Source organism: Streptomyces sp. NPDC007945 (assembly GCF_042958885.1).
Lineage (GTDB): Bacteria > Actinomycetota > Actinomycetes > Streptomycetales > Streptomycetaceae > Streptomyces.
Window position 1 is genome coordinate 1,059,129 of sequence record NZ_JBIBJV010000002.1, and the last position, 14,939, is coordinate 1,074,067.

Sequence of the window (14,939 nt, forward strand, 5' to 3'; positions counted from 1 at the left end):
GGCCCGGCTCGCCCCCGAGCCGGGCCCCGTCCGTGTGCGGTCAGCGTACGAAGACGCTCGCCTGGCTCGCCAGGTCCAGGAAGTACTGCGGCGCGAGGCCGAGGACCAGGGTGACGGCCACGCCCACCGCGATGGTGACGGTGGTCAGGGCCGAGGGCACGGCGACCGTGGGGCCGTCCGCCTTCGGCTCGCTGAAGAACATCAGCACGATCACCCGGATGTAGAAGAAGGCCGCCACCGCCGAGGCGATGACGCCGACCACGACGAGCGCGCCGGCGCCGCCCTCCGCCGCCGCCTTGAAGACCGCGAACTTGCCGGAGAAGCCGGAGGTCAGCGGGATGCCGGCGAAGGCGAGCAGGAAGACCGCGAAGACGGCCGCGACGAGCGGCGAACGGCGGCCGAGACCCGCCCACTTGGAGAGGTGGGTGGCCTCGCCGCCCGCGTCCCGCACCAGCGTGACGACGGCGAACGCGCCGATCGTCACGAAGGAGTAGGCACCCAGGTAGAACAGCACCGACGAGATGCCGCTGGGCGTCGCCGCGATGACGCCCGCCAGCAGGAAGCCCGCGTGGGCGATCGACGAGTACGCCAGCAGGCGCTTGATGTCCGTCTGGGTGATCGCGACGACCGCGCCGCCCAGCATCGTGACGATCGCGACGCCCCACATGACCGGGCGCCAGTCCCAGGTGAGGCCCGGCAGGACGACGTACAGGAGCCGGAGCAACGCGCCGAAGGCGGCGACCTTGGTGGCGGCGGCCATGAAGCCGGTCACCGGGGTCGGGGCGCCCTGGTAGACGTCCGGGGTCCACATGTGGAAGGGGACGGCGCCGACCTTGAACAGCAGGCCCATGAGGAGCAGGGCGAAGCCGATCAGGAGGAGGACGTCGTTGCCCATGGTGTCGGCGAGCGCCGGGTTCACCGAGGTGACCGCGCCGTCGACGACGTCCGCGATCGTGGCGTACGAGACGGAGCCCGCGTAGCCGTAGAGCAGGGCGATCCCGAAGAGCAGGAAGGCCGAGGAGAAGGCGCCGAGCAGGAAGTACTTGACGGCCGCCTCCTGCGACATCAGCCGCTTGCGGCGGGCGACGGCGCAGAGCAGGTACAGCGGGAGGGAGAAGACCTCCAGGGCGATGAAGAGGGTGAGGAGGTCGTTGGCGGCCGGGAAGACCAGCATGCCGGCGATCGCGAAGAGCGCGAGCGGGAAGACCTCGGTGGTGGTGAAGCCCGCCCTGACGGCGGCCTTCTCGTGGTCGCCGCCGGGGACGGCGGCCGCCTCGGCCGCGAAGGAGTCGACCTTGTGGCCGTGGTCGGCCGGGTCGAGCCTGCGCTCGGCGAAGGTGAGGATCGCGACGATCGAGGCGAGGAGAATGGTGCCCTGCAGGAACAGGGCGGGCCCGTCGACGGCGATGGCGCCCATGGCCGCGATGCCGGCCTTGGTGGTGCCGTAGCCGCCGGCCGCGAGGCCGACGACCGCGGCGAACGAGGCGGCGAGCGCCAGCACCGACAGGACGACCTGGGCGAGGTAGCGGCCCTTGCGGGGCACGAAGGCCTCGGCGAGGACGCCGAGGACGGCCGCGCCGACCACGATCAGGACCGGGGCGAGCTGGGTGTACTCGATCTTCGGTGCCGGGATCTTGTTCAGCGGCTCGGCAGCCGTCGTCCACAGGCTGTGGACAGCGAGGGCGTTCACTTGGCCGCCTCCACGTTCTGGACGGGGACTTCGGGCTGGGGGTCGGTCCGCTGCACGTCCGACATGGTGTGCCGGACCGCCGGGTTCACGACGTCCGTCAGCGGCTTCGGGAAGACGCCGAGGAAGAGGAGCAGGGCGATCAGCGGGGCGACCACGGCGAGCTCGCGCGGCCGCAGGTCGGGCATCGACCGCACCTCCTCCTTCACCGGGCCCGTCATCGTCCGCTGGTAGAGGACGAGGACGTACAGGGCGGCGAGGACGATGCCGGTGGTGGCGACGATCCCCGCCACCGGGTAGCGGGCGAAGGTGCCGACCAGGACCAGGAACTCGCTGACGAACGGGGCGAGTCCGGGCAGCGAGAGCGTCGCGAGGCCGCCGATCAGGAAGGTGCCGGCGAGCACCGGGGCGACCTTCTGCACACCGCCGTAGTCGGCGATGAGCCGCGAGCCGCGCCGGGAGATCAGGAAGCCGGCGACGAGCATCAGGGCGGCGGTCGAGATGCCGTGGTTGACCATGTAGAGCGTGGCGCCCGACTGGCCCTGGCTGGTCATCGCGAAGATGCCCAGGATGATGAAGCCGAAGTGGGAGATCGACGCGTAGGCGACGAGCCGCTTGATGTCCCGCTGGCCGACCGCGACCAGCGCGCCGTAGACGATGCTGATCAGGGCGAGGACGACGATCGCGGGCGTCGCCCACTTCGACGCCTCGGGGAAGAGTCCGAGGCAGAAGCGGAGCATCGCGAAGGTGCCGACCTTGTCGACGACCGCGGTGATGAGGACGGCGACCGGAGCGGTCGCCTCCCCCATCGCGTTCGGCAGCCAGGTGTGCAGCGGCCACAGCGGCGCCTTCACCGCGAAGGCGAAGAAGAAGCCGAGGAAGAGCCACTTCTCGGTGGCGGACGCCATCTCCAGCGAGCCGTTCGCCCGCGCCTCGGCGATCTCGGTGAGCGAGAAGTTCCCCGCGACCACGTACAGGCCGATGACCGCGGCCAGCATGATCAGGCCGCCGACCAGGTTGTACAGCAGGAACTTGACCGCCGCGTACGAGCGCTGCGCCGCCGCGTTCTCGTCGGTGCCGCTGTGCGCCCGGTCGCCGAAGCCGCCGATGAGGAAGTACATCGGGATGAGCATGGCTTCGAAGAGGATGTAGAAGAGGAAGACGTCGGTGGCCTCGAAGGAGAGGATCACCATCGCCTCGACCATGAGGATCAGGGCGAAGAAGCCCTGCGTCGGACGCCAGCGCTTCGACTGCGTCTCCAGGGGGTCGGCGTCGTGCCAGCCGGCCAGCACGATGAACGGGATCAGCAGCGCGGTCAGCGCGATCAGCGCCACCCCGATGCCGTCGACGCCGAGCTCGTACCGGACGCCGAAGTCCCGGATCCAGGAGTGGGACTCGACCAGCTGGTAGCGCTCGCCGCCCGGCTCGAAGCGGACGAAGACGACCGCGGCGAGCACCAGCGTGGCCAGCGAGACGAGCAGCGCCAGCCATTTGGCGGCGGTGCGGCGGGCGGCGGGCACGGCGGCGGTGAGGATCGCACCGACCGCCGGTACCGCTGCCGTCGCCGTCAGGAGCGGGAAGGACATAGCAGTTACACCGCCCTCATCAGCAGGGTCGCGGCGATGAGGACCGCCGTACCGCCGAACATGGAGACCGCGTACGAGCGGACGTGGCCGTTCTGGAGCTTGCGCAGCCGGCCGGAGAGCCCGCCGACGCCCGCCGCCGTGCCGTTGACGACGCCGTCCACCAGGCTGTGGTCGACGTAGACGAGCGAGCGGGTCAGGTGGGTGCCGCCGGTCACGAAGACGGCGTGGTTGAAGTCGTCCTGGAGCAGGTCGCGGCGGGCGGCCCGGGTGAGCAGCGAGCCGCGCGGCGCGACCACCGGCACCGGGCGGCGGCCGTACTGGAGGTAGGCCAGGCCGACGCCGATCACCATCACGGCGACGGTGGCGGAGGTGACGGCCATGGCGCTGATCGGCGGGTGGCCGTGCTCGTAGTCGGTGACGGGCTTCAGCCAGTTCACGAACCGGTCGCCGATGCCGAAGAAGCCACCCGCGAAGACGGAGCCGAAGGCCAGCAGGATCATCGGGACGGTCATGGACTTCGGCGACTCGTGCGGGTGGGGCTCGTGGCCCTCCGCGTCCGGCTGCCAGCGCTTCTCGCCGAAGAAGGTCATCAGCATCACGCGGGTCATGTAGTACGCGGTGATGGCGGCGCCCAGCAGGGTGACCGCGCCGAGGATCCAGCCCTCGGTGCCGCCCTTGGCGAAGGCCGCCTCGATGATCTTGTCCTTGGAGAAGAAGCCGGACAGGCCCGGGAAGCCGATGATGGCGAGGTAGCCGAGGCCGAAGGTGACGAAGGTGACCGGCATGTACTTCCTGAGGCCGCCGTACCTCCGCATGTCGACCTCGTCGTTCATGCCGTGCATGACCGAACCGGCGCCGAGGAAGAGGCCGGCCTTGAAGAAGCCGTGCGTCACCAGGTGCATGATCGCGAAGACGTAGCCGATCGGGCCGAGTCCGGCCGCCAGGATCATGTAGCCGATCTGCGACATCGTGGATCCGGCGAGGGCCTTCTTGATGTCGTCCTTCGCGCAACCGACGATCGCACCGAAGAGCAGGGTGACCGCGCCGACGATGGTGACGACGAGCTGCGCGTCCGGGGCCGCGTTGAAGATGTCGGCGGAGCGGACGATCAGGTACACGCCGGCGGTGACCATGGTGGCCGCGTGGATGAGGGCCGAGACCGGGGTCGGGCCCTCCATCGCGTCCCCGAGCCAGGACTGCAGCGGCACCTGGGCCGACTTGCCGCAGGCCGCGAGGAGCAGCATCAGGCCGATCGCGGTCAGCTTGCCCTCGGAGGTCTCCCCCGCGGAGGCGAGCACGGGACCGAAGGCGAAGGTGCCGAAGGTGGTGAACATCAGCATGATCGCGACCGACAGGCCGATGTCGCCGACCCGGTTGACCAGGAAGGCCTTCTTGGCGGCGGTCGCCGCGCTGGGCTTGTGCTGCCAGAAGCCGATCAGGAGGTACGAGGCGAGGCCGACGCCCTCCCAGCCGAAGTACAGCAGCAGGTAGTTGTCCGCCAGGACGAGCAGCAGCATCGCGGCGACGAACAGGTTCAGGTAGCCGAAGAAGCGGCGGCGCCGCTCGTCGTGCTCCATGTACCCGATCGAGTACACGTGGATGAGCGTGCCGACGCCGGAGATCAGCAGGACGAAGGTCATCGACAGCTGGTCGAGCTGGAAGGCGATGTCCGCCTGGAAGCCCTCGACGGGGATCCAGGAGAACAGGTGCTGGCGCATCGTCCGGTCCTCGGCGCCCTTGCCGAGCATGTCGGCGAAGAGCGCGAGGCCGATGACGAAGGAGACGGCCGCGAGGAGGGTGCCGAGCCAGTGCCCGGTCCTGTCGAGCCGCCGCCCGCCGCACAGCAGGACCGCCGCGCCGAGCAGAGGTGCTCCGATGAGGAGCGCGATGAGATTTTCCACGGTCAGCCCCTCACAGCTTCATCAGGCTGGCGTCGTCGACCGAGGCCGAGTGGCGGGATCGGAAGACGGACACGATGATCGCGAGCCCGACGACGACCTCCGCGGCGGCCACGACCATCGTGAAGAAGGCGATGATCTGGCCGTCGAGGTTGCCGTGCATGCGGGAGAAGGTGACGAACGCGAGGTTGCAGGCGTTGAGCATCAGCTCCACGCACATGAAGACCACGATCGCGTTCCGCCGGATCAGCACCCCGACCGCGCCGATGGTGAACAACAGGGCGGCGAGATACAGGTAGTTGACGGGATTCACCGTCCGGCCTCCTCTTCTTCCCGGTCGCGGCCGAGCCGCTCCGCGGAGCGCTGCTCCAGGGCCTTGAGGTCCGCGAGCGCCTCCGTCGACACGTCCCGCACCTGGCCCCGCTTGCGCAGGGTCGAGATGACGGTGAGCTCGGACGGGGTGCCGTCGGGCAGCAGGCCCGCGATGTCCACCGCGTTGTGCCGGGCGTAGACGCCGGGGGCGGGCAGCGGCGGCAGGTGCTTGCCCTCGCGCACGCGCCGCTCGGCCAGCTCGCGCTGGGTCCTGGCCCGCTCGGTGCGCTCCCGGTGGGTGAGGAGCATCGCGCCGACGGAGGCGGTGATCAGCAGGGCGCCGGTGATCTCGAAGGCGAAGACGTACTTGGTGAAGATGAGGGCGGCGAGTCCCTCCACGTTCCCCCCGTGGGCCGCGTTGGCCGCGCCGAGGCCGGCGAACTCGGTCAGCGCCGCGTTCCCGATCCCGGCGAAGAGCAGGACGCCGAAGCCGAGGCCGCAGGCGGCGGCCCACCAGCGCTGGCCCTTGATGGTCTCCTTCAGCGAGTCCGCGGCCGTGACGCCGACCAGCATGACGACGAAGAGGAAGAGCATCATGATCGCGCCGGTGTAGACGACGATCTGCACGATGCCGAGGAAGTACGCGCCGTTGGCCAGGTAGAAGACCGCGAGGACGATCATCGTGCCGGCCAGGCACAGGGCGCTGTGCACGGCCTTCCTCATGAGGATGGTGCACAGCGCGCCGACGACGGCGACGGTGCCGAGCACCCAGAACTGGAACGCCTCGCCGGTGGAGGTGGCGTAGGCGGCGAGCGCGCTCATCGGCCGACCACCTTCCCCGACGCGGGCTCGTTCTCGCCGGTGGTCGACGCGGCCTCCTGCGGCTCCTCGCCCTTGGAGACGGCGACCTGGCGCTCGGTGCCGGGCGCGGCCTCGGTGACCAGGCCCCGGTAGTAGTCCTGCTCGGTCATGCCGGGGAAGATCGCGTGCGGGGTGTCGACCATCTGCTCGTCGAGGCCCGCGAGGAGCTGCTCCTTGGTGTAGATCAGGTTCTCGCGGGAGGAGTCGGCCAGTTCGAACTCGTTGGTCATCGTCAGCGCGCGGGTGGGACACGCCTCGATGCACAGCCCGCACAGGATGCAGCGGGCGTAGTTGATCTGGTAGACGCGGCCGTACCGCTCGCCGGGCGAGTACCGCTCCTCGTCCGTGTTGTCCGCGCCCTCCACGTAGATGGCGTCGGCGGGGCAGGCCCAGGCGCACAGCTCGCAGCCGACGCACTTCTCCAGGCCGTCCGGGTGGCGGTTGAGCTGGTGCCGGCCGTGGAAGCGGGGCGCCGTCGTCTTCTTCTGCTCGGGGTACTGCTCGGTCAGCCGCTTCTTGAACATGGCCTTGAAGGTCACGCCGAAGCCGGCCACCGGATTCTGGAAGTCAGACACGATCCGTCCCCCTTTCGTCACTCTCGGTAGCAGTATCGGGGCCACCACTGACAACGAGGTCCCGCTGGTGGCGGGGCCTGCGCCGGGGCACGGGCGGCAGGGTCTGTCCGGGCTTGGGCGGTACGGGGAACCCGCCGGCCATCGGGTCGAAGGCGACCGGCTCGGCCGCGCCCGCCGTCTCCTCCCTCTTCCGGTCGCGGAAGAGGTCGGCGACGAAGGAGAGGAGCAGCACCACCAGGACGGCACCGGCCACGTACAGCACGATCTCGGTGAAGGCGATGTTCTCGTTGCGCAGCGCCCGGACGGTGGCGACCAGCATCAGCCAGACCACGGAGACCGGGATGAGGACCTTCCAGCCGAGCTTCATCAGCTGGTCGTAGCGGACGCGGGGCAGGGTGCCGCGCAGCCAGATGAAGAAGAAGAGCAGCAGCTGCACCTTGAGGACGAACCAGAGCATCGGCCACCAGCCGTGGTTGGCGCCCTCCCAGAAGGTGGAGACCGGGTACGGGGCCCGCCAGCCGCCGAGGAAGAGGGTGACCGACACGGCGGAGACCGTCACCATGTTCACGTACTCGGCGAGCATGAACATCGCGAACTTGATGGAGGAGTACTCGGTGTTGAAGCCGCCGACGAGGTCGCCCTCGGACTCCGGCATGTCGAAGGGGGCGCGGTTGGTCTCGCCGACCATCGTCACGATGTAGATGAGGAACGACACCGGCAGCAGGACGACGAACCAGCGGTCCTGCTGGGCCTCGACGATCGCCGAGGTCGACATGGAGCCGGAGTAGAGGAAGACGGAGGCGAACGCGGCGCCCATGGCGATCTCGTACGAGATCATCTGCGCGCAGGAGCGGAGGCCGCCGAGGAGCGGGTACGTCGAGCCCGACGACCAGCCGGCGAGGACGATGCCGTAGATGCCGACGGAGGCGACCGCGAGGATGTACAGCATCGCGATCGGCAGGTCGGTGAGCTGCATCGTGGTGCGCTGCCCGAAGATCGACACCTCGTTGCCGGCCGGCCCGAAGGGGATCACGGCGATCGCCATGAAGGCGGGGATGGCGGCGACGATCGGGGCCAGGACGTAGACGACCTTGTCGGCCCGCTTGACGATCACGTCCTCCTTCAGCATCAGCTTGATGCCGTCCGCGAGGGACTGGAGGAGGCCCCAGGGGCCGTGCCGGTTGGGGCCGATGCGCAGCTGCATCCAGGCGACGACCTTGCGCTCCCACACGATGGAGAAGAGCACGGTCACCATCAGGAACGCGAAGCAGAAGACCGCCTTGATCGCGACGAGCCACCAGGGGTCCGTCCCGAACATGGACAGGTCCTCCGCGGCGAGGAGGGTGTTCACGCCTGCACCTCCGTCGAAGTCGAAGGGGCGGCCGGACCGATGCGGACCACGGTGCCGGGGCGGGCACCGGTGTCGGCGAGGACGCCGCGGCCGGTGGAGTTCAGCGGGAGCCAGACGACGCGGTCGGGCATCTCGGTGACCTGGAGGGGGAAGGCGACGGAGCCCGTGGGGCCGGTGACCTCCAGGAGGTCGCCGTCCTTGACGCCGGTGTCGGCGGCGGTGCCGGCGGAGAGCCGGGCGACCGCCGCGTGGCGGGTGCCGGCCAGGGCGGCGTCGCCCTCCTGGAGGCGGCCGAGGTCGAGGAGCAGCCGGTGGCCGGCGAGGACGGCCTCGCCGTCGCCGGGCCGGGGGGCCGGGACCGCGTGGGCGGTGGGCTCGGAGGCCCGGTCCCCGGCGCGGCGGCCGAGCCGTTCCAGCTCGCGCCGGGCCGCCTTCAGGTCGGGCAGCGCGAGGTGGGCGTCCATGGCGTCGGCGAGCATGTGGAGCACCCGCAGGTCGGCGGGGGCGAGCGGGCGGGTCATCTGCTCCGGCTTGAGCGCGGCCTCGAACATCCGGGCCCTGCCCTCCCAGTTGAGGAAGGTGCCGGGCTTCTCGGCGACCGCGGCGACCGGCAGGACGACGTCGGCGCGCTCGGTGACGGCGCCGGGGCGCAGTTCGAGGGAGACGACGAAGGCCGCGTCGAGGGCCTCACGCGCGCGCGCCGGGTCGGGCAGGTCGTCGACGTCGACGCCGCCGACGAGGAGTGCGGCGAGTTCGCCGGAGGCGGCCGCCTCGACGATCTGGCCGGTGTCGCGGCCGTAGCCGTGCGGGAGTTCGCGGACGCCCCAGGCGGCGGCGACCTCCTCCCGCGCGCGGGGGTCGGTCGCGGGCCGGCCGCCGGGCAGCAGGCTGGGCAGCGCGCCGGCCTCGACGGCGCCGCGCTCGCCGGCCCGGCGCGGGATCCACACGAGCCGCGCGCCGGTGGCGGCGGAGGCCCGCAGGGCGGCGGTGAGCGCGCCGGGCGTTCCGGCGAGCCGCTCGCCGACGGCGATGACGGCGCCCTCCTCGCGGAGGGCCTCGGAGGCGGCCCAGCCGGTGGAGTCGAGCCCGACCCGGGAGGTGAGGGCGTCGAGCCACTCGGTCTCGGTGCCGGGGGCGGCGGGGAGCAGGGTGCCGCCGGCCTTCTCCAGGCCCCGGGTGGTGTGGGTGGCGACGGCGTACGTCTTCTGCCCGTGCTTGCGCCAGGCCTTGCGGAGCCGCAGGAAGACGCCGGGGGCCTCCTCCTCGGACTCCAGGCCGACGAGCAGCACCGCCGGCGCGGCTTCGAGGGAGGTGTACGTGACGCCGGAACCGTCCAGGTCCCGTCCCCGTCCGGCGACGTGCGAGGCGAGGAAGTCGGCCTCCTCGCCGGAGTGGATCCGGGCCCGGAAGTCGACGTCGTTGGTGTCGAGGGCGACGCGGGCGAACTTGGCGTAGGCGTAGGCGTCCTCGACGGTGAGCCGGCCGCCGGCGAGGACGCCGGTGCGGCCGCGGACGAGTCCGCGGGCGGCGGCCTCCAGCGCCTCGGGCCAGGAGGCCGGTTCGAGGACGCCGTCGGCGTTGCGGACGAGGGGGGTCGTCAGGCGGTCGCGCTGCTGCGCGTACCGGAAGCCGAACCGGCCCTTGTCGCAGATCCACTCCTCGTTGACCTCGGGGTCGTTCTGCGCGAGGCGGCGCATGACCTTGCCGCGCCGGTGGTCGGTGCGGGTGGCGCAGCCGCCGGCGCAGTGCTCGCACACGGACGGCGAGGAGACCAGGTCGAAGGGGCGGGAGCGGAAACGGTAGGCGGCCGAGGTGAGGGCGCCGACCGGGCAGATCTGGATGGTGTTGCCGGAGAAGTACGACTCGAAGGGGTCGCCCTCGCCGGTGCCGACCTGCTGGAGGGCGCCGCGCTCGATCAGTTCGATCATCGGGTCGCCGGCGACCTGGTTGGAGAAGCGGGTGCAGCGGGCGCAGAGCACGCACCGCTCGCGGTCGAGCAGCACCTGGGTGGAGATCGGGACCGGCTTCTCGTAGGTCCGCTTGACGCCCTCGAAGCGGGAGTCGGCCTGTCCGTGCGACATGGCCTGGTTCTGCAGCGGGCACTCGCCGCCCTTGTCGCAGACCGGGCAGTCCAGGGGGTGGTTGATGAGCAGCAGCTCCATCACGCCGTGCTGGGCCTTCTCGGCGACCGGCGAGGTCAGCTGCGACCTGACGACCATGCCGTCGGTGCAGGTGATGGTGCAGGAGGCCATCGGCTTGCGCTGGCCCTCGACCTCGACGATGCACTGGCGGCAGGCGCCGGCGGGGTCGAGGAGGGGGTGGTCGCAGAAGCGGGGGATCTCGATGCCGAGCTGTTCGGCGGCACGGATGACCAGGGTCCCCTTGGGGACGGAGATCTCGACGCCGTCGATGGTCAGCGTGACGAGGTCCTCGGGCGGTAGCGCCGGGGAACCGCCGCCGACGGGGCCGGCCGTGGTGACCGTCATGCCGTCACCTCCTTGTGGTTGTCCGCCCAGGCGGTCGACTTGGCCGGGTCGAAGGGGCAGCCCTTGCCCGTGATGTGCTGCTCGTACTCCTCGCGGAAGTACTTCAGCGAGGAGAAGATCGGCGAGGCGGCGCCGTCGCCGAGGGCGCAGAACGACTTGCCGTTGATGTTGTCGGCGATGTCGTTGAGCTTGTCGAGGTCGGACAGCTGCCCCTTGCCGGCCTCGATGTCGCGGAGCAGTTGGACGAGCCAGTACGTGCCCTCTCGGCAGGGGGTGCACTTGCCGCAGGACTCGTGGGCGTAGAACTCGGTCCAGCGGGTGACGGCCCGGACGACGCAGGTGGTCTCGTCGAAGCACTGGAGGGCCTTGGTGCCGAGCATGGAGCCGGCGGCGCCGACGCCCTCGTAGTCCAGCGGCACGTCGAGGTGCTCGTCGGTGAACATGGGGGTGGAGGAGCCGCCAGGGGTCCAGAACTTGAGCCGGTGTCCGGGGCGCATGCCGCCGCTCATGTCGAGGAGCTGGCGCAGGGTGATGCCGAGCGGGGCCTCGTACTGGCCGGGCGAGGCGACGTGCCCGCTCAGCGAGTAGAGCGTGAAGCCGGGGGACTTCTCGCTGCCCATCGAGGTGAACCATTCCTTGCCGCGCTGGAGGATCGCGGGAACGGAGGCGATGGACTCGACGTTGTTCACCACGGTGGGGCAGGCGTAGAGGCCGGCGACCGCGGGGAAGGGGGGCCGGAGCCGGGGCTGGCCGCGGCGGCCTTCGAGGGAGTCGAGGAGGGCGGTCTCCTCACCGCAGATGTACGCGCCGGCGCCGGCGTGCACGGTGAGTTCGACGTCGAGCCCGCTGCCGAGGACGTTCCGGCCGAGGTAGCCGGCCTGGTACGCCTCGCGGACCGCCTCGTGGAGGCGGCGCAGCACGGGGACGACCTCGCCGCGCAGGTAGATGAAGGCGTGGTGGGAGCGGATCGCGTAGCAGGCGATCACGATGCCCTCGATGAGGGAGTGCGGGTTGGCGAAGAGGAGGGGGATGTCCTTGCAGGTGCCGGGCTCGGACTCGTCGGCGTTGACGACGAGGTAGTGCGGCTTGCCGTCGCCCTGCGGGATGAACTGCCACTTCATGCCGGTGGGGAAGCCGGCGCCGCCGCGTCCGCGGAGGCCGGAGTCCTTCACGTAGGCGATGAGGTCGTCGGGGCTCATGGCGAGGGCGCGCCGGAGTCCCTGGTAGCCCTCGTGGCGTTCGTACGTCTCCAGGGTCCAGGAGTCGGGCTGGTCCCAGAAGGCGGAGAGGACCGGGGAGAGGAGCTTCTCGGGGCTGCTGGAGTCGATCTCGGCGGTCAAGGTCATCACTCTCCCTCCTGACCGGCTGTTTCGCCGCGCGGGTGGACGATCCGGGTCTGCTGCGGGGTCTCGCCCTTGGCCAGCCGGAGGCCGACGAGGGAGGCGGGCCCCGCGCCGCCGGTGGCCGCGACGGCGCCGGGGCGCTCGTCGGGGAAGCCGGCGAGGATGCGGGCGGTCTCCTTGAAGGTGCAGAGGGGAGCGCCGCGGGTGGGTTCGACGGTGCGGCCCGCGCGGAGGTCGTCGACCATCCGCTTGGCCGACTCGGGGGTCTGGTTGTCGAAGAACTCCCAGTTGACCATCACCACGGGGGCGTAGTCGCAGGCCGCGTTGCACTCGATGTGTTCGAGGGTGATCGCGCCGTCCTCGGTGGTCTCGCCGTTGCCGACGCCGAGGTGCTCCTTGAGCTCCTCGAAGATGGCGTCGCCGCCCATGACCGCGCAGAGGGTGTTGGTGCAGACGCCGACCTGGTAGTCGCCGGACGGCTTGCGGCGGTACATGGTGTAGAAGGTGGCGACGGCGGTGACCTCGGCGGTGGTCAGGCCGAGCATGTCGGCGCAGAACCGCATGCCGGTGCGGGTCACGTGGCCCTCCTCCGACTGCACGAGGTGCAGCATCGGCAGGAGCGCGGAGCGGGAGTCGGGGTAGCGGTCGATGATCGCCTTCGCGTCCGCGGTCAGGCGGGCGTGGACGTCCGCCGGGTACGGGGCCGCGGGGAGCTGGGGCATCCCGAGGCTGACGTTCTCGGTCATCGGTCGACGCCTCCCATCACGGGGTCGATGGAGGCGACGGCGACGATGACGTCGGCGACCTGGCCGCCCTCGCACATCGCGGCCATGGCCTGGAGGTTGGTGAAGGACGGGTCGCGGAAGTGGACGCGGAAGGGGCGGGTGCCGCCGTCGGAGACCACGTGCACGCCGAGCTCTCCCTTGGGGGACTCGACGGCCGCGTACGCCTGGCCGGCCGGGACCCGGAAGCCCTCGGTGACCAGCTTGAAGTGGTGGATCAGGGCCTCCATGGAGGTGCCCATGATCTTCTTGATGTGGTCGAGGGAGTTGCCGAGGCCGTCGGGGCCGAGGGCGAGCTGGGCGGGCCAGGCGATCTTCTTGTCGCCGACCATGACCGGGCCGGGCTCCAGGCGGTCGAGGCACTGCTCGACGATCCGCAGCGACTGGCGCATCTCCTCCAGGCGGACGAGGAAGCGGCCGTAGGCGTCGCAGCTGTCGGCGGTGGGGACCTCGAAGTCGTAGGTCTCGTAGCCGCAGTACGGGTCGGTCTTCCGCAGGTCGTGCGGGAGGCCCGCCGACCGGAGGATCGGCCCGGTGGCGCCGAGGGCCATGCAGCCGGTGAGGTCGAGGTGGCCGACGTCCTGCATGCGGGCCTTGAAGATGGGGTTGCCGGTGGCGAGCTTGTCGTACTCCGGCAGGTTCTTCTTCATGGTCTTCACGAACTCGCGCACCGCGTCGACGCCGCCCGGCGGGAGGTCCTGGGCGAGGCCGCCGGGCCGGATGTAGGCGTGGTTCATGCGCAGGCCGGTGATCAGCTCGTACAGGTCCAGGATCATCTCGCGGTCCCGGAAGCCGTAGATCATGATCGTGGTGGCGCCGAGCTCCATGCCGCCGGTGGCGATGCACACCAGGTGCGAGGAGAGCCGGTTGAGCTCCATGAGGAGGACCCGGATGACGCTCGCCCGGTCGGGGACGTCGTCGGTGATGCCGAGCAGCTTCTCCACGCCGAGGCAGTACGCCGTCTCGTTGTAGAACGAGGTGAGGTAGTCCATGCGCGTGACGAAGGTGGTGCCCTGCGTCCAGGTCCGGTATTCGAGGTTCTTCTCGATGCCGGTGTGGAGGTAGCCGATGCCGCAGCGGGCCTCGGTGACGGTCTCGCCGTCGATCTCCAGGATGAGCCGCAGCACGCCGTGGGTGGAGGGGTGCTGGGGGCCCATGTTGACGACGATGCGCTCGTCGTCGGCCTTGGCGGCGGACTGGACGACCTCGTCCCAGTCGCCGCCGGTGACCGTGTAGACGGACCCCTCGGTGGTCTCGCGGGGGCCTGACGCTGTGCTGTTCACGAGTACGACCTCCGCTGGTCCGGAGCCGGGATCTGGGCGCCCTTGTACTCGACGGCGATGCCGCCGAGCGGATAGTCCTTGCGCTGCGGGTGGCCCTGCCAGTCGTCCGGCATCATGATCCGGGTGAGGGCGGGGTGGCCGTCGAAGACGATGCCGAAGAAGTCGTACGTCTCGCGCTCGTGCCAGTCGTTCGTCGGGTAGACGGCGACGAGGGACGGGATCCTCGGGTCGGTGTCGGGGGCCGAGACCTCCAGGCGGATCAGCCGCCCGTGGGTGAGCGAGCGCAGGTGGTAGACGGCGTGCAGTTCGCGGCCCTTGTCGCCCGGGTAGTGGACGCCGGAGACGCCGGTGCAGAGCTCGAAGCGGAGCGCCGGGTCGTCGCGCAGGGTGCGGGCCACGCGGACGAGGTGCTCGCGCTCGATGTGGAAGGTGAGCTCGCCGCGGTCGACGACCGTCTTCTCGATGGCGTTGCCGGGGACGAGCCCCTGCTCCTCCAGGGCGCCTTCGAGTTCGTCGGCGACCTCGTCGAACCAGCCGCCGTAGGGGCGGACGGCGGGGCCGGGGAGGCGGATGGAGCGGACGAGGCCGCCGTAGCCGGAGGTGTCGCCGCCGTTGTTCGCGCCGAACATGCCGCGCTGGAGCCGTACCTCCTCCCCGTGCTCGCCGCGCTGTCCGGGCAGGTTCTGCTCGGAGAGCTCCTTCTCGGGGTTCGGGGTTTCGTCGCTCACCGTGTGGTCCCGGTCCCTTCTCCGCCCGCGCGGCACGATGGCGCGGC

The 14,939-nt window shown here is 70.7% G+C and carries 12 protein-coding genes; all 12 read right to left on the reverse strand.

Annotated features, from left to right (window positions below; translation table 11 throughout):
• Positions 1-40: 40 nt before the first annotated feature.
• From nuoN to ACFZCF_RS10290, 12 genes are read right to left on the reverse strand one after another with little or no spacing between them, the layout of a single operon-like run.
• Entirely contained in the window at positions 41-1,690 is a 1,650-nt protein-coding gene (gene nuoN / locus ACFZCF_RS10235; protein WP_391285833.1) for an NADH-quinone oxidoreductase subunit NuoN, read from the reverse strand.
• Positions 1,687-3,273: an NADH-quinone oxidoreductase subunit M gene (locus ACFZCF_RS10240; protein WP_391285835.1), complete on the reverse strand. Its 1,587-nt coding sequence runs from the start codon at positions 3,271-3,273 to the stop codon at positions 1,687-1,689. Before ACFZCF_RS10240 ends, nuoN begins: the two co-directional genes overlap by 4 nt.
• Before the next feature lie 5 nt (positions 3,274-3,278).
• On the reverse strand, positions 3,279-5,174 hold the full coding sequence (nuoL, locus tag ACFZCF_RS10245; protein WP_388437913.1) for an NADH-quinone oxidoreductase subunit L: 1,896 nt from the start codon (positions 5,172-5,174) through the stop codon (positions 3,279-3,281).
• A 10-nt stretch (positions 5,175-5,184) separates the two neighbouring features.
• Positions 5,185-5,484 carry an NADH-quinone oxidoreductase subunit NuoK gene (gene nuoK / locus ACFZCF_RS10250; RefSeq protein WP_043227770.1) on the reverse strand — a complete coding sequence of 100 codons (300 nt, stop codon included), beginning with the start codon at positions 5,482-5,484 and terminating at the stop codon, positions 5,185-5,187.
• Positions 5,481-6,305, reverse strand: coding sequence for an NADH-quinone oxidoreductase subunit J (locus ACFZCF_RS10255; RefSeq protein ID WP_388437917.1), 825 nt, complete (start codon positions 6,303-6,305; stop codon positions 5,481-5,483). Before ACFZCF_RS10255 ends, nuoK begins: the two co-directional genes overlap by 4 nt.
• Entirely contained in the window at positions 6,302-6,952 is a 651-nt protein-coding gene (nuoI, locus tag ACFZCF_RS10260) for an NADH-quinone oxidoreductase subunit NuoI (RefSeq protein WP_373305341.1), read from the reverse strand. Before nuoI ends, ACFZCF_RS10255 begins: the two co-directional genes overlap by 4 nt.
• Positions 6,912-8,270 (reverse strand): NADH-quinone oxidoreductase subunit NuoH, encoded by a 1,359-nt coding sequence (nuoH, locus tag ACFZCF_RS10265; RefSeq protein WP_391285838.1) that lies wholly within the window; start codon positions 8,268-8,270, stop codon positions 6,912-6,914. Before nuoH ends, nuoI begins: the two co-directional genes overlap by 41 nt.
• On the reverse strand, positions 8,267-10,756 hold the full coding sequence (locus ACFZCF_RS10270) for an NADH-quinone oxidoreductase subunit G (protein ID WP_391285840.1): 2,490 nt from the start codon (positions 10,754-10,756) through the stop codon (positions 8,267-8,269). The genes nuoH and ACFZCF_RS10270 overlap by 4 nt, the downstream gene beginning before the upstream one ends.
• Positions 10,753-12,102 (reverse strand): NADH-quinone oxidoreductase subunit NuoF, encoded by a 1,350-nt coding sequence (gene nuoF / locus ACFZCF_RS10275; protein WP_391285842.1) that lies wholly within the window; start codon positions 12,100-12,102, stop codon positions 10,753-10,755. Before nuoF ends, ACFZCF_RS10270 begins: the two co-directional genes overlap by 4 nt.
• Entirely contained in the window at positions 12,102-12,845 is a 744-nt protein-coding gene (nuoE, locus tag ACFZCF_RS10280) for an NADH-quinone oxidoreductase subunit NuoE (protein ID WP_388437930.1), read from the reverse strand. Before nuoE ends, nuoF begins: the two co-directional genes overlap by 1 nt.
• Positions 12,842-14,164, reverse strand: a complete 1,323-nt coding sequence (locus ACFZCF_RS10285) for an NADH-quinone oxidoreductase subunit D (RefSeq protein ID WP_388437934.1) — start codon at positions 14,162-14,164, stop codon at positions 12,842-12,844. The genes nuoE and ACFZCF_RS10285 overlap by 4 nt, the downstream gene beginning before the upstream one ends.
• Entirely contained in the window at positions 14,161-14,892 is a 732-nt protein-coding gene (locus tag ACFZCF_RS10290; protein ID WP_388437937.1) for an NADH-quinone oxidoreductase subunit C, read from the reverse strand. Before ACFZCF_RS10290 ends, ACFZCF_RS10285 begins: the two co-directional genes overlap by 4 nt.
• Positions 14,893-14,939: the final 47 nt, after the last annotated feature.